Source organism: Pseudochelatococcus sp., from assembly GCF_050946405.1.
Lineage (GTDB): Bacteria > Pseudomonadota > Alphaproteobacteria > Rhizobiales > Beijerinckiaceae > Pseudochelatococcus.
The window spans coordinates 1-23,624 of the sequence record NZ_JBMNUS010000014.1 but is presented as its reverse complement, the minus strand read 5'-3'; the positions used below and the strand labels follow the sequence as shown (position 1 = coordinate 23,624).

18 protein-coding genes and 1 pseudogene are annotated in these 23,624 nt (G+C 67.3%); 15 read left to right on the top strand and 4 right to left on the bottom strand.

The annotated features are described in order from the left end of the window. Window positions 1–280: 280 nt before the first annotated feature. Both ACOYJQ_RS17225 and ACOYJQ_RS17220 read left to right on the top strand, forming a co-directional pair. Window positions 281–2,125: a heparinase II/III domain-containing protein gene (locus tag ACOYJQ_RS17225; protein ID WP_433460279.1), complete on the top strand. Its 1,845-nt coding sequence runs from the start codon at window positions 281–283 to the stop codon at window positions 2,123–2,125. Between the two features lie 12 nt (window positions 2,126–2,137). Further along, window positions 2,138–2,920, top strand: coding sequence for a carbohydrate-binding protein (locus ACOYJQ_RS17220; RefSeq protein WP_433460225.1), 783 nt, complete (start codon window positions 2,138–2,140; stop codon window positions 2,918–2,920). A 31-nt stretch (window positions 2,921–2,951) separates the two neighbouring features. Here ACOYJQ_RS17220 and ACOYJQ_RS17215 read toward each other — a convergent pair whose 3' ends face one another. Further along, on the bottom strand, window positions 2,952–3,815 hold the full coding sequence (locus ACOYJQ_RS17215) for an SMP-30/gluconolactonase/LRE family protein (protein ID WP_433460223.1): 864 nt from the start codon (window positions 3,813–3,815) through the stop codon (window positions 2,952–2,954). 44 nt (window positions 3,816–3,859) lie between these two features. Further along, on the bottom strand, window positions 3,860–4,660 hold the full coding sequence (locus ACOYJQ_RS17210; RefSeq protein ID WP_433460221.1) for an NAD-dependent epimerase/dehydratase family protein: 801 nt from the start codon (window positions 4,658–4,660) through the stop codon (window positions 3,860–3,862). A 158-nt stretch (window positions 4,661–4,818) separates the two neighbouring features. On the opposite strand from ACOYJQ_RS17210, the gene ACOYJQ_RS17205 reads away from it, so the two are divergent. From ACOYJQ_RS17205 to ACOYJQ_RS17185, 5 genes and pseudogenes are all read left to right on the top strand, one after another. After that, window positions 4,819–5,589, top strand: a complete 771-nt coding sequence (locus tag ACOYJQ_RS17205; protein ID WP_433460220.1) for a FadR/GntR family transcriptional regulator — start codon at window positions 4,819–4,821, stop codon at window positions 5,587–5,589. 56 nt (window positions 5,590–5,645) lie between these two features. Next, window positions 5,646–6,581: a 5-dehydro-4-deoxyglucarate dehydratase gene (kdgD, locus tag ACOYJQ_RS17200; protein ID WP_433460219.1), complete on the top strand. Its 936-nt coding sequence runs from the start codon at window positions 5,646–5,648 to the stop codon at window positions 6,579–6,581. A gap of 84 nt (window positions 6,582–6,665) precedes the next feature. After that, window positions 6,666–8,108 carry an NAD-dependent succinate-semialdehyde dehydrogenase gene (locus ACOYJQ_RS17195; protein WP_433460218.1) on the top strand — a complete coding sequence of 481 codons (1,443 nt, stop codon included), beginning with the start codon at window positions 6,666–6,668 and terminating at the stop codon, window positions 8,106–8,108. Continuing rightward, window positions 8,108–9,070 carry a Gfo/Idh/MocA family protein gene (locus ACOYJQ_RS17190; RefSeq protein ID WP_433460217.1) on the top strand — a complete coding sequence of 321 codons (963 nt, stop codon included), beginning with the start codon at window positions 8,108–8,110 and terminating at the stop codon, window positions 9,068–9,070. The genes ACOYJQ_RS17195 and ACOYJQ_RS17190 overlap by 1 nt, the downstream gene beginning before the upstream one ends. Window positions 9,071–9,492: 422 nt before the next feature. Continuing rightward, a pseudogene (locus ACOYJQ_RS17185) lies at window positions 9,493–9,651 on the top strand (DapH/DapD/GlmU-related protein); the annotation flags it as partial. A 1,117-nt stretch (window positions 9,652–10,768) separates the two neighbouring features. On the opposite strand, the gene rhaI reads toward ACOYJQ_RS17185, so the two are convergent. Further along, on the bottom strand, window positions 10,769–12,043 hold the full coding sequence (rhaI, locus tag ACOYJQ_RS17180) for an L-rhamnose catabolism isomerase (protein WP_433460215.1): 1,275 nt from the start codon (window positions 12,041–12,043) through the stop codon (window positions 10,769–10,771). A 142-nt stretch (window positions 12,044–12,185) separates the two neighbouring features. Beyond that, window positions 12,186–14,288, bottom strand: coding sequence for a bifunctional rhamnulose-1-phosphate aldolase/short-chain dehydrogenase (locus ACOYJQ_RS17175; RefSeq protein WP_433460214.1), 2,103 nt, complete (start codon window positions 14,286–14,288; stop codon window positions 12,186–12,188). A gap of 186 nt (window positions 14,289–14,474) precedes the next feature. On the opposite strand from ACOYJQ_RS17175, the gene ACOYJQ_RS17170 reads away from it, so the two are divergent. The 8 genes from ACOYJQ_RS17170 (at window position 14,475) to ACOYJQ_RS17135 (ending at window position 23,493) form a co-directional block, all read left to right on the top strand. Beyond that, complete coding sequence (locus tag ACOYJQ_RS17170; protein ID WP_433460212.1) at window positions 14,475–15,296, top strand: DeoR/GlpR family DNA-binding transcription regulator; 822 nt, start codon at window positions 14,475–14,477, stop codon at window positions 15,294–15,296. A gap of 37 nt (window positions 15,297–15,333) precedes the next feature. Continuing rightward, on the top strand, window positions 15,334–16,329 hold the full coding sequence (gene rhaS, locus ACOYJQ_RS17165; protein ID WP_433460211.1) for a rhamnose ABC transporter substrate-binding protein: 996 nt from the start codon (window positions 15,334–15,336) through the stop codon (window positions 16,327–16,329). A 121-nt stretch (window positions 16,330–16,450) separates the two neighbouring features. Then, window positions 16,451–17,953 (top strand): sugar ABC transporter ATP-binding protein, encoded by a 1,503-nt coding sequence (locus ACOYJQ_RS17160; protein ID WP_433460209.1) that lies wholly within the window; start codon window positions 16,451–16,453, stop codon window positions 17,951–17,953. Continuing rightward, a complete protein-coding gene (locus ACOYJQ_RS17155; RefSeq protein WP_433460207.1) occupies window positions 17,950–18,951 on the top strand; it encodes an ABC transporter permease in 1,002 nt (333 codons plus the stop codon). Before ACOYJQ_RS17160 ends, ACOYJQ_RS17155 begins: the two co-directional genes overlap by 4 nt. Beyond that, complete coding sequence (locus ACOYJQ_RS17150; protein WP_433460206.1) at window positions 18,948–19,940, top strand: ABC transporter permease; 993 nt, start codon at window positions 18,948–18,950, stop codon at window positions 19,938–19,940. Before ACOYJQ_RS17155 ends, ACOYJQ_RS17150 begins: the two co-directional genes overlap by 4 nt. Beyond that, window positions 19,940–20,254 (top strand): L-rhamnose mutarotase, encoded by a 315-nt coding sequence (rhaM, locus tag ACOYJQ_RS17145; protein ID WP_433460205.1) that lies wholly within the window; start codon window positions 19,940–19,942, stop codon window positions 20,252–20,254. The genes ACOYJQ_RS17150 and rhaM overlap by 1 nt, the downstream gene beginning before the upstream one ends. A 5-nt stretch (window positions 20,255–20,259) precedes the next feature. Beyond that, window positions 20,260–21,624 (top strand): FGGY-family carbohydrate kinase, encoded by a 1,365-nt coding sequence (locus ACOYJQ_RS17140; protein WP_433460203.1) that lies wholly within the window; start codon window positions 20,260–20,262, stop codon window positions 21,622–21,624. A 234-nt stretch (window positions 21,625–21,858) separates the two neighbouring features. Continuing rightward, a complete protein-coding gene (locus ACOYJQ_RS17135) occupies window positions 21,859–23,493 on the top strand; it encodes an NADP-dependent glyceraldehyde-3-phosphate dehydrogenase (protein WP_433460202.1) in 1,635 nt (544 codons plus the stop codon). Window positions 23,494–23,624: the final 131 nt, after the last annotated feature.

The window sequence follows — 23,624 nt, the reverse complement described above, 5'->3', positions numbered from 1 at the left end:
CGGCACCGGCGCGTCACGCCCCGCGATCTTTTCTGAAAGCGCCGTCTCCGGCCGGAGGAAACCGTCCGCCCGGCAGCCGCCCCGGCCGGACCAACGGCTGCTCCCCGCACTCCGCCAGCGACCCGATCGTTTGACCATACAAGCAAGAAAGTCGTAAAACAAGTGGGTTCATTATTCATATGTCGTATATCTTTTGCAAGTTATATTATCTCCTACCTTGTCATCAGAGAGGCCGGGGGCTACGGATCGAAACCGGCGGAAAAGGGAAGCGTCAGCGTTGATTCACACCACACATGAAGAGGACGGCCCGCCCGGCCCCGTCGCCCGCCGGCTCGCCGCCCTGCCCGGTCGTTTCCGCGAGATCGCGCCCGCCCCGCTCCTGTCCGACCGGCGCGCCTGGGATGCCCTCGCGGCCCCTCTGCGCCGCCGGCTCGTCGCCGCGGGCGAGGCCGCGGCGGAACTGACGCGCGACGGCTGGCCCCCGATCACCGCGCGCCTCTGGCTCGACTACAGCCGCACGGGCAACCGCGCGCGCTTCGAAGCCGCCTATTTCAGCCGCCGCCGCGCGCTCAACGATCTGATTCTGGCGGAGGGAGCGGAAGGAGAAGGCCGCTTTCTCGATTCGATTCGCGACGGTATCTGGACCCTATGCGAGGAAAGCGCGTGGCAACTGCCTGCCCACAACGCCTATGTCAGGGGCGGCCCGCGCGCACCCTTGCCCGACACGTCGCGCCCTGTCATCGACCTCTTCGCCGCCGAGACGGCGGCTCTGCTCGCCGCCGCGGCCGCGGTGCTCGGGCCGGAACTGGACGACCATGCTCCGGGTCTCGCCGCGCGCATCGACCGGGAGATCGACGCGCGCGTCATCCGTCCCTATCTGTCCGAACATTTCTGGTGGATGGGCGACGGTGCGCAGCCGACGAACAACTGGACGGCCTGGATCACGCAGAACGTGCTTTTCTGCGCTTTCGCCCGCCCCGCCGATTCGGCCCTTCGCCGCCGGATCGTGGAGAAGGCGGCCGGCAGCCTCGATGCGTTCCTGAAGGATTACGGCGAGGACGGCGCCTGCGAGGAAGGCGCGATGTACTGGCGCCACGCCGCCCTCTGCCTGTGGGGCGCCCTCCATGTTCTGGACCGGGCCGCCCCCGGCGCCTTCGGCCCGCTGTGGCGGCTCCCCAAGATCCGCGCGATGGCGGAATATCTGCCGCACCTTCATGTCGACGGCGGCTTGTACGTCAATTTCGCCGACTGCGACGCCCGGCTGGCGCCCTGCTCCGCGCGGGAATGGCTGTTCGGCAAGGCAGTGGGCTCGGACCTTCTGACCGCCTTCGCGGCGATAGACGCAAGCCGCAACCCTGCGCCGGAAGTCCCGGAGGAATGGAACCTCTGGCATCGCCTGTTCGCCATCTTCCACAGCGCGGACATGGCGGCGGAAATGACAGCCCGGACCGCACAGCCCGCCGCGCCCGCCAACGTCTTCTATCCGTCCACCGGCCTTTTCGTCGCGCGCGACACGCGCTTCGCGCTCGCCGTGAAGGCAGGCCACAACGGCGAGAGCCACAACCACAACGACACGGGCTCGCTCACGCTCTACAAGGACGGCAGGCCCCTGCTCATCGATGTGGGCGTGGAAACCTATACCGCCCGCACCTTCTCGCCGGCACGTTACGACATCTGGACCATGCAGTCGGCGTTCCATAATCTCCCGACCTTCGGCGGCGTGATGCAGCGCAGCGGCGGCGCGTTCGCCGCCCGCGACGTGACGGCAGATACCGCCGGCACGCCCCGCATCGTCATGGAACTCGCCGGCGCGTGGCCGCCCGAGGCGCGCCTGCGCAGCTTCCGGCGCGGCGTCACGCTGCATCGCGGGCATGGCGTCGCGGTCGCGGACGTGATGGACGGCGACCTGCCCGCGATCCTCAGCCTGATGTTCGCTGACGAGCCGCGCATCGCGCCGCAGGGCCTTGTCCTGTCCTTCGCCCGCATCGACGTGACCGGCGGCGGGCCGATCCGCGTCGAGGCGATACCGGTCGAGGATGCGCGGCTGCGCCAATCCTGGCCGGCGACACTCTGGCGGGCGCTGATTCCGGTGGCCGGATCGCGCCTTGACCTTGCCATCACCTGAAAGGAACCCGACATGCAGTTTACCCTCAAGGTCGTCGACGCCACGGGAGCGGTCCGCGCCGCCCGCTCGGGCGAGGAAGAAACCTTCCTCGTCCATCGCGCTGAATACGCTCCCGGCGACGTGCTGACGGTCGAGGCGGACGGCCCCCGCCACATCGTGCTCTCCCTCGATGGGGGCATGGCGCCGGCGCTGGTCTATCTGACCGGGCCTTTCGCGCTGCCGGTGCCGTTCGGCGAGCGGAAAAAGACCTATCCGCCGAACGCCTTCTCAGGAAGCCTCAACCGGTTGACGGTGCGCGCGGCGCATCCCGAAGAGATCGCGGCACGCCGCAACCTCGCCTTCAATCCTTGGGACGATCATGCCAACGCCACGCTTTTTCCGCATGGTTCGGCGAATGTGGAGACGCGGGGCGAGGCCGTTTTCGCCGCGCGCAACGCCATCGACGGCGAGATCGCGAACGACGACCACGGTTTCTGGCCCTACACGAGCTGGGGGATCAACCGCGATCCGGAAGCGGCGCTGACCATCGCCTTCGGCCGGCCCGTGCGGGTGGACGAGGTGGCGGTGCGGCTGCGCGCCGATTTTCCCCATGATGCGTGGTGGGAACGCGCGATGCTCGATTTCTCCGATGGATCGCAGGAGGCGCTGAACTTCGTCAAGACCGGCGCCACGCAGCGGTTTCGCATCGCGCCACGGGTCATCGACAGCGCACGGCTGCATTCGCTGATCAAGGCCGACGATCCCTCGCCCTTCCCGGCCCTGACGCAGATCGAATTCCGGGGAACGGAAGCCTGACGCAGCGCGCCGGAGGCGAATGCCGCAGGGATCAGAGCACCACCTGCGGCTCCGCCACTCCCTTCGCTGCGATCGCACGGGCGAAGGTCATGCCCGCCAGCGGCTCCGCCGCGCGCGCGAGCGCATCCATGCCTTGCTGCGCCGTGGTCACGAACAGCGTGGACAGCCCCTCCCCGCCGAAGGCCGGGCAGGATGTGCGGACGGCGCCGAACGATTCGGCGCCGAGGAAGCGCCCGTCCCGGCCGTCATAGCAGGCCACGCGCCCCGCGCCCCATTGCGCCGTCCAGAACCGGCCTTCCGCGTCGATCACCGCACCGTCGGGGCTGTTGCCTTCCGTCTGGCGCATTTCAAGGAAAACGTCAGGACTGCCCACCGGCCACCCGGTTGCGGGATCGAGCCTCTGTTGCCAGACCGTGCCGGGCCGGGTATCGGCGAAGAAGGCGATTTCCCGCGCGGCGTCGAAGCAGATGGCGTTCGGGATGGACAGGCCGGGAAAAAGCTCGCGCAATTCTCCCCGCCAATAGCGCCAGATCGCGCCCGCCCGCTCTTCCGCCCGCTTGCCCATCGTGCCGATCCAGAACCCGCCCCACGGGTCGGCGCGCCCGTCGTTCGAGCGCAGATGCGCCAGATCGGCGGAGAGAGGGGTCAGCAGCTCCTGCGCGCCGGTGAGCAGATCGAAGCGCCACAGACCGGTTTCCGAGGCGATGAGCAGCCGGTCCCGGTCGATCCAGCCGGCGGCGGAGACATGCTCGCCGAGGCCCCATTCCCGCGCCGCGCCATCCTCGCGCGTCAGCAGGCGAAACCCGGTGATGTCGAACCAGAAGAACTGCCCGCGCAGGGGATGCCAGAAAGCCCCTTCTCCCAGCTCGCAACGCCGGTCATCGAAAACATCCACGGCTTCCTCCCTCGACTTGTCTTATGGGTTCATATGCGTGCGCCCTACCCGTTTTCCGCGTAGATCGGGTCCCGGGTGAAGACGCCGCCCTGAAATTCGGCGACCGGATCGTCGGGCGCGGGACGGGGAACGGTCGCGTCGAGTTCGGATCGCCAATCCTCCGCATTATCCTGCGGCCGCCATCCCAGATAGCCGATGTGGGAATTGTCCCACCAGCCGGCCGCATTCGCCGAAATGCCCCAGATCACCGGGCAGCCGAGGCGCGGCACCGAAAAGACCCGCTCGATCAGCGAGGCGAAGTCGCGCGGCGAAATCCAGGTCGACAGCATTCGATGATTCAACGGCTTCTCGGTGCAACTGCCGATGCGCACGAGCGCGGATTCCTGACCGAATTTATCGTGATACATATGGGCGAGCGCTTCGCCGAATACCTTGGAAACGCCGTAAAGCCCGTCGGGCCGGGTCGGCATGTCGGCGGTCAGGCGCTCCTCCTGCCGGTAGAAGCCGACGGTATGGTTGGAACTGGCGAAGACGATTCGCGGCCTGCCGTGCGCCCGCGCCGCCTCGTAAAGATTGAACACGCCGTCGATGTTGCCGGCGCGGATCAGCCCGTAACTCCGCTCGACCGAGATCCCGCCCAGATGCACGATCCCGTCACAGCCTTCCACCAGCCGCGCCACGGCGGCCCCGTCCGCAAGGTCGCAGGGCACGATCTCCTCGTTCGCGGCCGCGGGGCCCATATCCGCGATATCGGACAGGCGCAGCACCTGCGCCAGAGGCGCCAGCCGGCGGCGCATGACCGATCCCAGGCCCCCCGCAGCTCCGGTGATCAACAGGCGTTTCATGGGACCTCCCTTGTCCAGCCGCTTGCGGCAGCATGTTTCTGTCAACATATCTGATGTAAAGACGATTCGCGACCCAACTTGACTTATGAATTTGATGGGGGTCTTGTGAGAAGTTGATGCGGCCCACGTTTCGCCGCGGCATGTCGAAGGAGGAAGTCGTGGCGACACAGGCAAGCGTCAGATCCCGGGCGGGCGGGCGGGCGAGAGGCGCCGCCGGCACGCTGGTTTCGCAGGTCAGCGAGGCGCTGCGGCAGTCGATCCATGCCGGCGAGTTCCAGCCGGGCGCCAGACTGCCCTCGGAGGCGCAACTGACCGAGGCGCACGGCGTCAGCCGCACCGTCGTGCGCGAGGCCATCGCCGCGCTGCGCGCCGACGGCCTTGTCGAACCCCGTCAGGGCGCAGGCGTTTTCGTGCTGGAAAGCGCGCCGCCGCCGATCTTCTCGCCCCACGCGATCGAGCAGGCCAAGGTGTCCTCGATGCTGGAAATCCTGGAGCTGCGGACGGCGGTGGAAGTGGAGGCCGCCGCCCTCGCCGCGCTGCGCCGCTCTCCCGCCCAGGAAGAAGCCATCTTCGAGCGCCATTACGACGTGCGCGCCAGGCTGCTGGCGGGAGAGCCGACGAGCGAGGCGGATTTCGCGCTTCATCTCGCCATTGCCGATGCCACCAACAATACGCGCTTCCGCGAATTCCTCGAAATGCTGGGCCCCGGCCTCATCCCCCGTGCGGCCCTGATGACCGAGACGAGAACGCCCGGACACGAACGCTATATCCGGCAGATCGACGAGGAACACGGCCAGATCGTCACCGCCATCTCCAACGGAGACGAGGCCGAGGCGCGCGAGGCCATGCGCCGCCACCTCAAGGGAAGCCAGGCGCGGTATCGCAGCCTGCTACGGGACGTGAGGAAAATTCATAATATAAGTGATTGACACAAATTACCTGCGCGGCCTAAAGTTGTCTTATCAATCAGCCGGAGACCGGATTAATGACCCCGCAGGACATCAAGACAGCACTCGGCGCGGGACTGTTGTCTTTCCCCGTGACGCATTTCGACGAGAACGGCGCCTTCGCGCCGGAGAGCTATCAGCGCCACATCGCCTGGCTGTGCGGCTACGATGCCCCCGTCCTCTTCGCCGCCGGCGGCACGGGTGAGTTCTTCTCGCTCGCGCCGCGGGAGATCCCGGATATCGTCAGGGCGGCCAAGGAAGCGGCGGACGGCAAGACCGCCATCGTATCGGGCTGCGGCTTCGGCACCGTCGTCGGCGTGGACATCGCGCAGGCGGCCGAAAAGGCGGGCGCCGACGGCCTGCTGCTCCTGCCCCATTATCTCATCGATGCCCCGCAGGAAGGGCTCTACGCTCATGTGAAGCGGATCTGCGATTCCGTCGGCATCGGCGTCATGGTCTACAATCGCGACAATTCGATCCTGACATACGATACACTGGCCCGCCTGTGTGATGACTGTCCGAATCTCGTCGGGTTCAAGGACGGCACCGGCGACATCGGCCTCATCCGCCAGATCACCGCCGGCCTCGGCGACCGCCTGACCTACCTCGGCGGCATGCCGACGGCCGAGCTTTTCGCGGAAGCCTATCTGGGCGCCGGCTTCACCACCTATTCCTCGGCGGTGTTCAACTTCGTTCCCGAACTCGCCGTGGCGTTCTACCGCGCCCTGCGCGCCGGCGAGCGCGCCGAATGCGAGCGTATCCTGAGGGAGTTCTTCTACCCCTTCATGGCGATCCGCGCCCGCCGCAAGGGTTATGCCGTCGCCGCGATCAAGGCGGGCGTCCGCCAGCAAGGTTTCGAGGCCGGCCGCGTCCGCCCGCCGCTCGACGATCTCACCGCCGAGGAAGAAGGGCTGCTGGCCGCCCTCATCGAACCGTGGAAGCGCGGCGCGACGCCGCTTCGCAAATACGCCTGACGACCCGCCGGCGCCGGCCTCCCGCCCGGACGAGGGCGCCGGCTTCTCTCCGGGGCGCCGTCCATCGGCATAAGGATGACCCACATGTCTCACACGGTTCAAGATTATCCCGACGTCCAGCTTCTCATCGATGGCCGGTGGCGCGACGGGGCCGGCTGGATTCCGGTCGTGGACCCGGCCACGGAAGAGGAAATCGGCCGCGTGGCCCGCGCCGACACCGCCGCGCTGGACAGCGCCCTCGCCGCTGCCGCGAAGGGATTCGACATATGGAAGAACGTCGGGGCCTTCGATCGCTCGAAGCTTCTGCGCAAGGCGGCCGAGCTGCTGCGCGAGCGGGCGGAGCGCATCGCCCGGCTCCTCACGCGCGAGAACGGCAAGCCGCTGGCGCAGGCGAAGGCCGAAGTGCTGGCTGGCGCCGATGTCATCGACTGGTTCGCGGAGGAAGCCCGCCGCCAGTACGGCCAGGTGATTCCCGCCCGCCAGCCGGGCGTGACGCAACTCACGGTGAAGCTGCCGGTCGGGCCGGTCGCCGCCTTCACGCCGTGGAATTTCCCCATCAACCAGGTGGTGCGCAAGCTTTCGGCCGCGCTCGCCGCCGGCTGCTCGATCATCGTCAAGGCGCCTGAAGAAACGCCTGCCTCGCCGGCCGAGCTGATCCGCGCCTTCGTCGACGCCGGCCTACCGGATGGCGTCGTGAACCTCGTCTACGGATTGCCGGCGGAGATTTCGGAATATCTGATCCCGCATCCGGTCATCCGCAAGATTTCCTTCACCGGCTCCACCGTCGTCGGCAAGCAGCTCGCCGCGCTCGCCGGCCAGCACATGAAGCGCGCCACCATGGAGCTGGGCGGCCACGCGCCCGTCATCGTGGCGCGGGACGCGGATATCGGCGAAGCGGTGCCCACGATGGCCATGCAGAAATTCCGCAATGCGGGGCAGGTCTGCGCCTCTCCCACCCGCTTCCTGATCGAGGAACCGGTGTTCGGGCCGTTCCTCGACGGTTTCGCCGCCGCGGCGAAGGCCGTCAAGGTGGGCAACGGGCTTGAGGACGGAATCGACATGGGGCCGCTGTCCAACCCCCGCCGCATCGCCGCCCTGGAGGCGCTGGTGTCCGACGCCGTGGATCGCGGCGCGCGGCTCGTCGCCGGCGGCAGCCGGATCGGCAACAGGGGCTGGTTCTTCGAGCCCACCGTGCTCGCCGACGTGCCTGTCGACGCGCGCATCATGAACGAGGAACCCTTCGGCCCCGTCGCCGTCGTCAACCGCGTGGCATCGCTCGACGAGGCGATCGCGGAGGCGAACCGCCTGCCCTACGGCCTCGCCGCCTTTGCCTGGACGCGCACGTCGGCCGTCGCGGACCGGCTGTCGGCCGAAGTGGAAGCGGGCATGCTGACCATCAACCACCTGGGCCTCGCCCTGCCTGAAGTGCCGTTCGGCGGCATCAAGGATTCGGGCTACGGCACGGAGGGCGGCTCCGCAGCGGTGGAACCCTATCTGGAGACCCGCTTCGTGACCCGGCGCGGCTGATGCTGCGCTGGGGCATTCTCGGCGCGGCGCGGATCGCGCGCGAATGGATGGCGCCGGCCATCCACGCCAGCCGGCGCGGCCGCGTCACGGCCATCGCCAGCCGCACCCCCGGCAAGGCGGCGGGCGTGGTGCGCGGCATGGAGGGCGTGCGCCTCCACGACAGCTATGAGGCGCTTCTGTCCGATCGGGAGGTGGACGCCGTTTACGTCGCGCTTCCCAACAGCGCGCATGTCCGCTGGACGCTTGCCGCCGTCGCGGCCGGCAAGCATGTGCTGTGCGAAAAGCCGGTCGCCTTGTCGGCGGCCGGGATCGACCGCCTCATCGCCGCCCGCGACGCCTCGGGCCTCGTCGTCGCCGAGGCCCACAAGATGCCCCACGACCGCCAATGGCAGCGGGCGCGCGAGATCGTCGCGGAAGGCGGCATCGGCGAACTCCGGCAGGTGAGCGGCGGCTTCACCTTTCAGGGGCCGGCCGACGACATCCGCAACAGCGCGGCGCTGGGCGGCGGCGCGCTCCGCGACCTCGCCGCCTATCCCTGCCTCGGCGCGCGCCTCGTCTCGGGCGAGGAACCGTCTTCCGCCGTCGCCCGCATGGACATGGAGGGCGGCGTCGACACCACGACCCGCGCTTGCCTGCGCTTCCCCGGCTTCGCGCTCGATTTCCTCGTCTCCATGCGCATGGCGCTCTATCAGCGGATGACGTTTCTCGGCACCGAAGGCTGGCTCGCGATGACGGCGCCGTTCAACCCCGGCGCTTATGCGGAAGGCACGCTCGAACTCTGCACCGGCCGCGAGCGGCGGGTCATCGAGCGTTTTCCGCGTCTCGATCCCTATCTCGCGCAGGCGGAGGCATTCGCGGCGTCAGTGCTCGACGGCGCGCCCTTTCCCTTTCCGCTGGAGGAATCGCGCGCCACGCAAACCGTCATCGACTTGATCGCCGCATCCTGCGGTCCATCCGACTGATATCCGGAAACCCGCCCATGCAAGATTCCCACAGCCGCCGCGAAGAGCGCCTCAACATCCTCACCTGGGAGCGGACGGCGGCCGATATCGAAGCGCCCGCGCACCGCGCCCGCGTGGCGCGTCTGACCGCCGAGGCGGGCGCGCAGATCGCACCGACCGCCTATGTCGCCAGCGATGCCTTCGTCCTGACGGAACGTCTCGCGCTCGGCGACAAGTCATGGATCGCGGGCCACGCCATCGTGCGCGGCGATGTGGTGTTCGGCGCCGAGTGCTCCGTCAATCCCTATGCCTGCATCTCGGGAAAAGTCCGCTTCGGCAGCTTCGTGCGCATCGCCTCGCACGCTTCCATCGTCGGCTTCAATCACGGCATGGCGCGCACCGATATCCCGATCCACGCCCAGCCGCTCGAAACGCGCGGCATCGTCATCGGCGACGATGTCTGGATCGGCGCGAACGCGGTGATCCTCGACGGCGTGACCATCGGATCGGGCGCGGTCGTGGCGGCGGGCGCGATCGTCACCCGCGACGTGCCGGACTGGGCCATCGTCGGCGGCGCGCCCGCGCGGGTGCTGAAGCTGCGCAGGAACCCAGCCGGGAAGGATCCGGCCGCGCAGGAAGCGACGCCCCTCGTCTCGCCCTGCCAACTGTCGCCGGAAGCCGCCCTCGAACGGCTCGGCCAGCGGGCGCAAGCCGAATGGCCCGACGTGCTGGCGGCGGCGCGGACGGACGGAGACTACCTGTCGCGGGACGCCGGCGGCAGCGCGCGGCCGGCGCTGCGCCACCTTTGCGACGCCATCGAAATCGCGGCGGGCTTCGGCACGCTTCCCGAGGCATTCGACCCGGCGGCAGCCATTACCACGCTTCAGGCGGCGCAAGACCCGGTTTCCGGGTTGTTTCCCGATCCCCATCGGCCGCGCCCCGCGCCGGGCGCGGAAAGGGCGGACGGCATCGCGCTCTACAATGTCGAGGCGGCCGGCTATGCGCTGGAACTGCTCGGCGCGGCCCCGCGCCATCCCGTCACCGCCGTCACCGGCCTTCAGCCCGGCGCGCTGTGCGGCTGGCTGGAGGCGCTGCCGTGGCGCGAGCGCGGCTGGCATGCGGGCGCCGTGGTCGACACCATCGGCACGGCCCTTGCTTTCGACATGCGCCATCACGGCCTGCGCACGCGCAATCCGGAAACGCTGTTCGGCTGGCTGGCGCTGAACGCAAACAGCGACAGCGGCCTGTGGAGCCCGCCCGGCGCGGAAGGCTGGCTTCAGCCCGTCAACGGCTTCTACCGGCTCGTTCGCGGCACCTATGCGCAGTTCGGGCTGGCGCCGCCCCGTCCCGAGGCCGCCATCGACACCATTCTCACCCATTGGCAGGAGAACGACGGCTTCCGTCAGGCGAACCGGACGGCCTGCAACGTGCTGGACGTGATCCACCCGCTATGGTTCTGCTTGCATTGGACGGATCACCGCCGCGAGGAAGCCCGGTCCGTCGCGCGCGACGTCATCCTGCGCGCGACGGAAACGTGGCGGCCGGGCGCGGGTTTCGCCTTCGCCGCCGGTCAGGAGCCGGGATTGCAGGGAACGGAGATGTGGCTGGCCACGTTGCACTACGCCGCCCGCCTGATCGAGGCCGAAACCGCGCTGCCATTCGTGCCGCGCGGCATTCACCGCGCGTCTCCCGACCGCCCCGTCTGACCACGCTCCCCGCTCAGACGATGCCGCCGCCCGCGCCGGAAACGGCGGGGCGCTCCCGGCCGATGCGCGCGCGATAGCCGCAGGCGCGGAAGGTCGCGAGCGGGTCTATCGCCGCGCCCTTCTCCAGCCGCGCCTGCGCGAGGATGGGCTCCACATCGGTGCGGAAGCCGCGCTTGAGGGTTTCCGAGGCCATCAGGGCGTCGTTCGCCTCCTGATGAGCCAGCAGCGCCGTGCGGTCGACCAGCAGCGCCTGCGCATAGGCCCGCACCACTTCCGTCGCCGACGCCATCATGCTTTCCAGCGGATCGGTCACGTTGTGGCTTTCGTCCAGCATGCAGGCGGGGTCGAAGCCGGGCGCGCCTTCCGCCTCGATCAGTTCGTTGAAGACGAGGAACAGCCTGTAGGGATCGATCACGCCGGCGTCGAGGTCGTCGTCGCCGTATTTGCTGTCGTTGAAGTGGAAGCCGGCGAGCTTGCCGAAGCGGATCAGCCGCGCCACGATCATCTCGATGTTCACATTCGGCGCGTGATGGCCGAGATCGACAAGGCACTGGGCCTTGTCGCCGAGTTCGCGGGCGATGAGGTAGCTCGTGCCCCAATCCTGAACGACGGTGGAGTAGAAGGCCGGTTCATACATCTTGTGTTCGATGAACACGCGCCAGTCGTCCGGCAGGGCGGCATAGATTTCCCGCGCGCTGTCCAGATAGCGGTCGAGCTGGCGGGTGAAGTTAGCCTGTCCGGGAAAGTTCGAGCCGTCGCCGACCCAGATCGACAGCGCCTTCGAGCCGATCCTGCGGCCAAGCTCGATGCATTCGATGTTATGCGCCACCGCCTGATCGCGCACGGCCTTGTCGGTATGCGACAGCGAGCCGTATCTGAAGCTCAGCGGCAGGTCCGCGTGATCCTGAAACGTGTTGGAATTCACCGCGTCGAAAACGAGGTCGTTTTCCTTCGCCTTCGCCAGCAGGTCTTCCGGGGCGGCCCTGTCCCACGGGATATGCAGCGAGATGGCGGGCGTCGCGCCCGTGAGCTGGTGCACCACGCCGCAATCGTCGATCTTGTCGAACACGTCGCGCGGCTCTCCCGGCCCCGGAAACCGCGCGAAGCGGGTGCCGCCCGTGCCCGCCGCCCAACTGGGAACGGCGATGCCGAAAGCGGCGACTTTCGCCTTTACCGCCTCGATATCGATGCCGTCGCGGGCAAGCCGGGTTCCGAGCGCCTCGTAATCCGCGCGCAGGGCTGCCTCGCGGCGCGCGTTCTCTTCCCCGATGACGGATGGTTCGATCATGTTTTTTCCTCCCTCGCCGGCTTCCCGGAATATGTCCTGTTCGGAGCGCATTCCGATCGCTCAAACGATTGCGTTTGAACGGAACGCGCTCCGACGCGCGGCCGTGGCACGGCGGCCGGGCGCGTTCACGCCCGGCCGGATGTCAGCGGGTGAACGACTGCACGTTGCCGGCATCCACGTTGATGATGTTGCCGGTCGACTTGGCGCTGACATCGGCGGCGAAGAAATAATTCGCCTCGGCGATGTCTTCCGGCAGGACGGAACGCTTCAGCAGGCTGCGCTGGCGATAATGCTCCTCCAGCCCTTCCTTGTCCTTGCCATAGGTGGCGGCGCGCTCGGCGAGCCAGTCGCCGGACCAGATCTTCGATCCGCGCAGCACCGCGTCGGGGTTGACGACATTGACGCGGATGCCCTCGGGCGCGCCCTCCAGCGCGAGGCAGCGGGCCAGATGGATTTCCGACGCCTTCGCCGTGCAATAGGCCGAGGCGCCGGGCGAGGCCGCAAGCCCGTTCTTCGACGCGACGAAGATAATGGAACCGCCGATCTTCTGCCGTTTCAGGAGCTTGAACGCCTCGCGGCTGACGAGGAAATAACCCGTCGAGAGGATCGACATGTTCCTGTTCCACAGGTCGAGCGAGGTTTCCTCGACCGGCGCGGAAGACGCGATGCCCGCGTTGGAAACGACGATGTCCACGCCGCCGAAGGCGACAGCGATCTCGTCGTAGGCGGCGGCGACCGCGGCCTCGTCGGTCACGTCCATCCGCACGCTGCGCACCACATCCTTGCCGAAGCGGGTCGCGAAGCCCTCCCGCACCTCGTCCAGCGCGGCTTCGTCGATATCCGCGAGCGCGACGCAGGCGCCCTCCGCCAGATAGCGCTGCGCGGTCGCCGCGCCGATGCCGCCCGCGCCGCCGGTGATCAGCGCCACGCGGCCGGCAAGCGATTTCGGCTTCGGCAGACGCTGGAGCTTCGCCTCCTCCAGCAGCCAGTATTCGATGTCGAACGCCTCCTGCTCCGGCAGGCCCCGATAGGCGCTGACGGCCGAGCTTTCACGCATCACGTTGATGGCATTGACATAAAACTCGCCCGAGATGCGCGCGGTCGCCTTGTCGAGCGCGAAGGTGATCATGCCCACTCCGGGCACCAGATAGACCACGGCGTTCGGGTCGCGGATCGCCGGCGAATCGGGTTTGCGGCAACGCGCGTAATAGGCGGCGTAGTCGTCGCGGTAGGAGGCCACGGCCGCTTCGAGCCCGGCGACGGTCCTGTCGAGATCGGGCGCGGCGGGGTCGAAATCCACCACGAGCGGCCGGATCTTGGTGCGCAGGAAGTGGTCGGGGCAGGATGTGCCGAGGGAGGCGAGTTCCTCGAACCTGTGCGAGCCGACGAATTGCAGCACCGCTTCCTGATCGTCGAAATGGCCGACCTTGTGGCGTTCCTTCGAGATCAGGCCGCGGATCACCGGCATGAGTTTCGCCGCGATGCGCCGGCGCTCATCGGCCGGAAGCGCCGGCGTCTTCGCGCCGCCGAAAGGCGCCACGCCGGCCGTGCGGCTCTCCAGCCACGCATAGGCCCGGTTGATGATGTCGAGCGTGGTGAGATAACAGTCTTTCGCGTCGTCGGCCCAGGTGAACAGGCCGTGCGATTCAAGCACGCAGCCGCGCGCATGCGGGTTTTCGGTCGCGAATTTCTCAAGCCACAGGCCGAGTTCGTAGCCCGGCTTCTTCCACGGCAGCCAGCCGATCGCGTCTCCGAAGATTTCCGCCGTCAGTTCCCGGGAATTGATCGAAGCCGCGATGGCGATGATCGCATCCGAGTGAACGTGGTCGACATGCTTCCCCGGCACATAGGCATGCAGCGGCGTGTCGATGGATGCCGCGCGCGGATTGAGATTGAAGGTGCAATGGGGCAGATAGCCCACCATCTCGTCCTCGAACGCGACGCCGCGGTATTTTTCCTTGAGCGCCCGCAGCTTGTCCATGTAAAGCGTGGCGAAGCCGTCCATCTTCATCGAGCCGATGTCGCCGCCCGACCCCTTGACCCAGAGCACCTCGACCGGCTCGCCGGTCAGCGGATCGGTTTCCGTCGCCTTGGCCGAGGTGTTGCCGCCGCCGTAATTGGTCACGCGCTTGTCCGATCCCAGAAGATTGGAACGGTAAAGCAGCTTCTCCGCCTCGGACATGCCGGCGGCTACGGCATCGTCCCACAGGTTTTCGAGCCGGTTTGACGGCGTGGTTTGCGACATCGGATATCCTCCCTTTTTCCCGGACGGCGGGCCTGTCTTCGCGCAGGAGACTTCACCATCGGGGAGAGCAAGTCAATCAAAAACAGTCACTATCCATCATATTGCACCTGCGAACAGTCATTTAATGATTGAATATGATTGACACGGGCGTGAAACTTCGCAATTCTGACACACGGGAGGAAATCCATGCACGAGACTGAGCGCCATCGGGTCATTCTGTCTGCCGTCCAGGCCAAGCCCTTCGCTTCGGTGGCTGAACTGGTGGAGTTGACCGAAAGTTCGGAAGCCACCATCCGGCGCGATATCGCCCAGCTTCACTTGCAGAAGAAGCTGCGCCGCGTGCGCGGCGGCGCCGAGGCCGTGACTCCGGCCTATGTCACCGTGCTGAACGGCCGCCCCTTCTCGGTCAATGCTTCAATCAACATCGCTCAAAAACGCGCGATCGCCAAAGCCGCCGCGGATCTCTGCGAGGACGGGGATACGATCATCATCAACGGCGGCACCACCACGTTCCAGATGGTTCATCCGCTGGCGCTGCGCCGCCTCCAGATCCTGACGAACTCGTTTCCGATCGCGGAGCACCTGCTGCATCACTCGAAGAACACGGTCATGCTGCCGGGCGGCACGATCTACCGCGAGCAGAACATCGTGCTGTCGCCTTTCGAGAACGATGTGACGCGCAATTTCTACGCCCGGCGCATGTTCATGGGCGCGCAGGGCGTGGGTCCGCTCGGCGTGATGGAGCAGGACCCGCTCATCATCCAGGCGGAGGAGAAGCTGATCGGACAGGCCGACGAGCTCGTCGTGCTGGTGGACAGCGCCAAGTTCACGCGGCGCTCGGCGCTCATCCTGTGCCCCCTGACGCGCATCCACACCGTGATCACCGACGAAGGCATCGAGGATCGCCACGCCAACATGCTCGCCGACGCGGGCGTGACGCTGATCGTCGCGCCGTCGAGCGCGGCGCAGGACGACGAGGCCGGGGAGGTGGACGCCGCCGAGGGATAACCTGCTGAAATATAATATATTATGGGAGGAAATGACAATGAGGACAGTGAAGAGACTGCTTGCGGGCGCGGCTGTCGCCGCCGGCCTGACGGGATCGCCCGCATGGGCGGACGGCCCGGTGCGCATCGCGCTGGTGGCGAAATCGCTCGGCAACGGCTTTTTCGAGGCCGCGCATCGCGGCGCGCAGGAAGCGGCGAAGGAACTCGGCAATGTCGAGATCATCTACACCGGCCCGACCGCGACCACGGCGGAAGGCCAGATCGAGGTCATCAACACGCTGATCGCGCAAAAGGTGGATGCGATCGCCATCTCCGCCAACGACCCCGACGCCGTGGTCCCCGCCCTGAAGCGGGCGAGGCAGCGCGGCATCACGGTCCTTTCTTGGGATTCGGGCGTCGCGCGGGAAGGCAGGGAACTGCATCTGTCGCCCTCGTCCAGCGCACTGATCGGGCAGACGATCATCAAGCTCGCGGCGGATGAGCTGCCTGACGGCGGCGAGGTCGCCGTGCTGTCCGCGACGTCGACATCGACGAACCAGAACGTCTGGATCGCCGAAATGAACAAGGTTCTCGACAAGTATCCGACCATCAAGGTCGTCGCGACCGTCTACGGCGACGACCTTGCCGACAAGTCCTACCGCGAGACGCAAGGGCTGCTGCAAACCTACCCCGGCCTCGACGCGATCATCGCGCCGACCTCCGTCGGGATCGTCGCGGCCGCGCAGGCGGTGGCCGATGCGGGCAAGATCGGCCAGGTGAACGTCACCGGCCTCGGCCTGCCGTCGGAGATGGCGGGCGCCGTGGAGAGCGGCGCGTCGAAGTCCTTCGCGATCTGGAACCCGGTCGATCTCGGCTATTCGGCGACCTACCTCGCCCACCAGCTCGCGACCGGCAAGGCGCAGGCAAAGCCCGGCGCGGAGATTTCGATGGGCCGCATGGGCGCGGCGAAGCTCGACGAGAACAACGAGGCGGCGATGTCGACACCGTTCAAGTACGACAAGTCGAACATCGCCGAATTCAAGTCCGTGTTCTGACGCCGACGCCCGCCGGCTTGTCCCGGCGGGCCGCCCGACCCCCGTTTCCGGTGTTCCCATGCTCCGCGCCGCTCCTGTCACTGCCGCGGCAGTGGCCACCCGTTCCACACCCGGACCCGTCATGTCCGGGCCCGTTCTGTCGCTTCGCGGCATCGCCAAGTCCTTTCCGGGCGTGAAGGCGCTGCAAGGCGTCGACCTCGACCTTTACGCCGGACAGGTCACCGCCCTGATCGGCGAGAACGGCGCCGGAAAATCCACCATCGTGAAAGTGCTGACCGGCATCTATCAGCCGGATGCCGGCACGATCACCATCGATGGAGAGCCGGTCCGCTTTTCGGCCGCCGCGGACGCGGCGGACGCCGGCGTGACCGCGATCCATCAGGAAACCGTGCTGTTCGACGACCTCACCGTGGCCGAAAACATCTTCCTCGGCCACGCTCCGCACACGCGCCTCGGGCTGATCGACCGGGGCCGGATGCGGCGCGACGCGGCGGCGCTCCTCGCCCGGCTCGATGCGGACATCGACCCGAATACGGTGCTGCGCGACCTCGGCATCGCGAACAAGCATCTCGTGGCGATCGCCCGCGCGCTGTCCATCGATGCGCGCGTGGTGATCATGGACGAGCCGACCGCCGCGCTCTCCCAGAAGGAGATCGAGGAGCTATACGCGCTGGTCGACCGCCTGAAGGCCGACGGCAAGGCAATCCTCTTCATCAGCCACAAGTTCGACGAGATTTTCCGCATCGCGGACCGATACACGGTGTTCCGCGACGGCCGGCTCGTCGATGCGGGACTGATGGCGCAGGTGACGGAAAGGCGGCTTGTCGAGATGATGGTCGGCCGCGCCATGGACGCCATCTTTCCCGCCCGCACCCCTCGCATCGGCGAGGAGATCCTGCGGGTTGCGGGCTACAGCCACCCGACGGAGTTCGACGGCATCGGCTTCAGCCTGCGGCGCGGCGAAATTCTCGGTTTCTACGGCCTCGTCGGCGCCGGCAGGTCGGAGTTCATGCAGGCGCTGTTCGGCGTGACGCGCCCTTCCAAAGGCGTCTGCCGGATCGATGGCGAGTTGTCCATCATCCGCTCGCCGGCCGATGCGGTCAGGGCGGGCATCGTCTACGTCCCGGAGGACCGCGGCCTGCAAGGGGCGATACGGGCGATGCCGATCTTCCAGAACATCTCCCTGCCCTCGCTGCACCGCACGTCGCGCGCCGGCTTCCTGCGCGCGGCCGAGGAATTCGCGCTGGCGCGCCGCTACGCCGAGCGGCTCGACCTGCGCGCGGCGAGCCTCGACCAGCGGCTCGGCCTCCTGTCGGGCGGCAACCAGCAAAAAGTCGTCATCGGCAAGTGGCTCGCCATGCAACCGAGGATCATCATCCTCGACGAGCCCACCAAGGGCATCGACGTGGGATCGAAGGCGGCCGTGCACACCTTCATGGCCGAACTCGCGGCAGAAGGGCTCGCGGTCATCATGGTCTCATCCGAAATCCCGGAAATTCTGGGCATGTCCGACAGGGTGATCGTGATGCGGGAAGGACGGATCGCCGGCGAATACGCGCGCGACGGGCTGACGCCCGAAATGCTGGTGCGCGCGGCGGCGGGAATCGGAGAGGAACAGGAATGATCGCGCATTGTCTCAAACGCCGCGAGGCCCTGCTGGCGTTGGCCGTTCTGGCCCTGATCGCGCTGGTGCAGACGCGGTTTTCCGGCTTCGTTCGCCCGGACAATCTCGCCGCGATCTTCAACGACAGCGCGATCCTGATCATTCTGGCATTGGGCCAGATGACGGTGATCCTGACCCGCTGCATCGATCTGTCGGTGGCCGCGAACCTCGCCTTGACCGGCATGATCGTCGCGATGCTGAACGCCGCCGCGCCGGACGTGCCGGTGGCGGCGCTCATCCTCGTCGCGATCACCCTCGGGGCGCTTCTCGGCGCCGTTAACGGGCTCCTGGTCTGGCGGCTCGACCTGCCGCCCATCGTCGTGACGCTGGGGACGATGACCATCTATCGCGGCGCGATCTTCCTGCTCTCGGGCGGCGCGTGGATCAACGCCCATCAGATGAGCGACGCATTCAAGGCGTTGCCGCGCGCGGTGTTGTTCGGCCTGCCGGTCCTGTCGTGGATCGCGCTGGCCGTGATCGCGGCCTTCGTCATCCTGATCGGGCGCACGGCGCTCGGGCGTGCCTTCTACGCCGTGGGCGGCAACGAACACGCCGCCGTCTACACCGGGATTTCGGCGGGCCGCACGCGGTTTCTGGCTTTCACGCTGAACGGCGCGCTCGCGGGGCTGTGCGGTTATCTGTGGGTAAGCCGCTACGCCGTCGCCTATACCGAGGTTGCGCAGGGCTTCGAACTCGACGTGATCGCGGCCTGCGTGATCGGCGGCATCTCCATCGCCGGCGGCATCGGCACTGTGGGCGGGGCCATCCTCGGCGCGCTATTCCTCGGCGTGATCAAGAACGCCTTGCCGGTCGCCGGCGTATCGCCCTTCTGGCAGATGGCGATTTCCGGCGCCGCCATTCTGCTCGCCGTCGCCTTCAACGCGCGGTCCGAACGCCGCCAGGGCCGCATCATCCTGAAATCGGCGGAACACACCGCCCCGGCGGGAGCACAGGCATGACCGCAGTCGATACCGCTTCCCGGCACATTCCCGACCGGCTGACCACGCCCGCCGCGCGCCTGCTGCGCAGTTGGGAGGCGCTGCTCGTCGTGGTGGCGGTGGCGATCTTCACCTTCAACTCCTTCGCCTCGCCCTATTTTCTCGATCCGTGGAACCTGTCGGACGCCAGTTTCAACTTCACGGAGAAGGCGATGATCGCGCTCGCCATGGCGCTGCTGATCATCGCCGGCGAGATCGATCTTTCCGTCGGCGCGATCATCGCGCTTTCCTCCACCGCCATGGGCTACGCGCTGCAATTCGGCGTGGATACGCCGGGGCTCGTCGCCATCGGCATCGGCGCGGGGCTCGCCTGCGGGGCGTTCAACGGGCTGCTCGTCACACGGTTCGGCCTGCCGTCCATCGTCGTGACGATCGGCACGATGAGCCTTTTCCGGGGCATCGCCTACATCGTGCTGGGCGACACGGCCTTCAACGGCTATCCGCCGTCCTTCGCCTGGTTCGGGCAGGGCTATGTCTGGTGGGTGTTCACCTTCGAGCTGGCATTGTTCGCGGCGCTCGCCCTGATCTACGGCGTGGCGCTGCACTGCACGGTCTTCGGCCGCCGGATCTATGCCGTGGGCAACAACGCCACCGCGGCCGCCTTTTCCGGCATCCGCGTGGAGCGCATCCGCATGACGCTCTTCCTGCTCACCGGGCTGATGGCCGGGATTGCCTCGGTATGCCTGACCTCGCGGCTCGGCTCCACCCGCCCCTCCATCGGCACGGGAATGGAACTCGAGGTGGTGACGATGGTCGTGCTGGGCGGGGTCGCGATCACCGGCGGCGCGGGCACCATTCCGGGCGTCGTGCTGGCGGCGCTGATCATGGGCCTCGTCACCTTCGGCCTCGGGCTGCTGAATGTGCCGGGCGTGGTCATGTCGGTGTTCGTCGGGCTGCTGCTGATCGCGGTCATCGCCGTCCCGAGGATGATCGCGAAGGCGAGGCGCTGATGGAGAAGATCGCCTTCAGGATGCGGCTCAAGCCCGGTTTCGAAGCCGAATACCGCCGCCGCCACGACGAGATCTGGCCGGAATTGTCGGCCCTGCTCCGCCAGGCGGGCGTGGCGGATTATTCGATCCATCTCGACCGCGAGACCGGCGCGCTGTTCGCCGTTCTCTGGCGCACTAACTGCCACGGCATGGATGCGCTGCCCTCCCACCCCGTCATGAAACGCTGGTGGAACCACATGGCCGACATCATGGAGACGAACGCCGACCGTTCGCCGGTATCCGTCCCGCTCGAAACCGTCTTTCATCTGGTCTGAGCATCATGCAGCATGTCGCCGTCATCGATTTCGGCAAGACCAATGTGAAAGTCGCGCTGGTCGACATCCCGTCCATGGCCGAAATCGCCGTCCATCGGATCGCGAACGCGGTCGATCCCTCGGGGCCTTATCCACATTACCGCACCGGCGAGCATTGGGATTTCATCACCGGCGCCCTCGCCGAACTCGCCCTCACCCATACCATCGACGCCCTGTCGATCACGACGCACGGCGCAACGGCGGCGCTGGTGGACGCGGCCGGCGATCCGGTGCTGCCGATCCTCGACTACGAACACGCCTTCGATCCGGGCGACTACGATACGCACCGGCCGGCGTTCGCGGAGACCGGATCGCCGCGGCTCGGCATGGGGCTGAACCTCGGCGCGCAATTGTACTGGCAGTTCCGCACCTTCCCCGAAGCGGCGCGCGTCGCGCACATCCTCACCTATCCGCAATACTGGGCGATGCGGCTTACCGGCATCCGGGCCGCGGAGCCGACGTCGCTCGGCTGCCACACGGACCTCTGGCGGCCCGCAACCGGCGATTTTTCCGCGCTCGTCGACCGCATGGGCTGGCGGCGCCTCATGCCGCCCGTGCGCCACGCCGCCGACAGGCTCGGCCCGGTCCTGCCGGAGATCGCCGCGCAACTCGGGCTCCCTCCCGGCACGCCCGTGACCTGCGGCATCCACGACAGCAACGCCTCGCTCTATCCCTATCTGGCGACACGCCCCTCGCCCTTCACCGTCGTTTCGACGGGCACCTGGGTCGTCTGCATGGCCGCCGGCGCGCGGCCCGCCGCGCTCGACCCGGCGCGCGACGTGCTGATCAACGTCGACGCATTCGGCCATCCCGTTCCATCCGCCCGGTTCATGGGCGGGCGGGAATACGAACGCATTCGCCGGGGCCGGACGCTTGCCACCGATGCGGCCGCAATCGAGGATGTGCTGAACCGGCGCATCATGCTGCTTCCGGCGGTGGAATCCGCGTCGGGACCGTTTCGCGGCATGACCGCGCGCTGGGTCGGCCCGCCCGCCGACGCACGGCGGGAGGCGGCCGCGCTCTCGTTCTATCTCGCGCTGATGACGGCGGAATGCCTGTTCATGATCGGCGCGGACGGGCCGACCATCGTCGAGGGGCCGTTCGCCTCCAACCCGGAATACATCGACATGCTGCACGCCGCGACCGGCCGCGCGGTCGAGGCGGCCGCGCACGGCTCCACCGGCACGGCGCTCGGCGCGGCGCTTCTGGCCGTGAGCGGGGCGAACATTCCCTCGCCCGCCGCTCCGCCGCCGATGCGCAAGACCGGAAACCACGAAGCTTTATGCGCCTACGCCCGGATCTGGCGCCAACTCATCTGGCAGGAACAATGAACCGACAACTTGTCATACTTATATGAAGAGCATGATCCGTCCATACAAGCGCGCAAACACGAACCGGTTCATCCGCTTGCCTCGGGAGCGCTATTTCAGGGGCGGAAAGCGTATGGTGACAGATGCGCGTCATATGAAAATCGTAATATGATATCTGCGCGATTCGTAATATAACGTGTGTGCTCGGGACATGTTCCCGCGAGCGTGACGGAGGGAAGCCGGGTGATGCCGACGATGAGAGAAACACTATCGCATGCGTTTCCATCTCCTGCGGATATTCCCGCCGAGCACCGCCTGCCCGGGCCGGTCGATCAGCGCGTGATCCTGATCGACGGCGTGCTGGAGCCCTGGGAGGGGCCGGTACGGGAGGTGCTGTCGGCGATCTGCATCCGCGACGCGCAGGGCGGAGTGGCGCCGGCGGTGATCGGCAGTTATCCGCGCGCCGGCGTGGCGGAGGCCGGGCGGGCGCTCGCGGCCGCCGTGGCGGCGTGGGATGACGGGCGCGGCGAATGGCCCACCATGACGGTCGCCGCCCGCATCGCCTGCATGCGGGACTTCACCCGCCGGATGGTGGCGCGCCGCGACGAGATCGTGCGCCTCATCATGTGGGAGATCGGCAAGAGCATCAGCGATTCCCGCAAGGAGTTCGACCGCACGGTCGCCTATATCAAGGCCACCGTCGACGCCCTGCGCGACCTCGACAACGCCAGCTCCCGCTTCCAGATCGTCGAGGGCACCATCGGCCAGGTCCGCCGCACGCCGCTCGGCGTGGTGCTCTGCATGGGGCCCTACAACTACCCCCTGAACGAGACCTTCGCCACGCTCATCCCCGCCCTCATCATGGGCAACACCGTGGTGTTCAAGCCGCCGACGTTCGGGCTGCTGCTGTTCGCGCCGCTGCTCGAAGCCTTCCGCGACGCCTTTCCGAAGGGCGTCATCAACACCGTCTACGGCGCCGGCGCCGAAGTCGTGCCGCACCTGCTCGATACCGGCCGCATCAACGTGCTGACGCTGATCGGCTCCAGCAAGGTCGCCGATCACCTCAAGAAACTGCATCCCAAGGTCAACCGCCTGCGCGCCATCCTGGGGCTCGACGCCAAGAACGCCGCCATCGTGCTGCCCGACGCCGACCTCGACCTCGCCGTGAAGGAATGCCTCGCCGGGGCGCTCTCGTTCAACGGCCAGCGCTGCACGGCGCTCAAGATGCTGATCGTCCACCGCTCGATCGCCGCGCCGTTCCTCGACCGCTTCAGCGCGGAACTCGACAGGCTCAAGGTCGGCATGCCGTGGGAGCCGGACGTCGCCGTCACGCCGCTGCCGAACGTCGACAAGGTGCGGGAAATGGCGGCCTATGTCGCGGATGCGGTGGCGAAGGGCGCGCGCGTGGTCAACGCCGGCGGCGGCGCCCACACGGCGGACCTCGGCGGCACGCTGTTCCGTCCGGCGCTGGTCTATCCGGTGGCGGAGGGCATGCGCCTCTACCGCGAGGAGCAGTTCGGGCCGGTGGTGCCGGTGATGGCCTACGACGACATCGAGACCGCGCTCGATTATGTCATCACCTCCGATCACGGCCAGCAGGTATCGGTCTTCGGCAACGATCCGGCGGAGATCGGCCGGCTCGTCGATCCGCTGGTCAATCAGGTGTGCCGCGTCAACATCAACTGCCAGTGCCAGCGCGGGCCGGACGTGTTCCCCTTCACGGGGCGCAAGGATTCGGCCGAGGGCACGCTGTCGGTGAGCGACGCGTTGCGCTCCTTCTCCATCCGCTCCATGGTAGCGGCAAAGCATACTCCGGCGAGCGAGAAACTTCTCGACGCCATCGTGCAGGGCCACCAGTCGAACTTCATCTCCACCCGCTTCATCTTCTGAACCAGTCCAGCAGGGGTCGCCCGCATCATGCACCGTCAACGCCGCGCCAAGATCGTCGCCACCGTGGGGCCGGCCAGCGCCTCGCCGGAGATGCTGAGGGAGCTGTTCCTCGCCGGCGTCGACACGTTCCG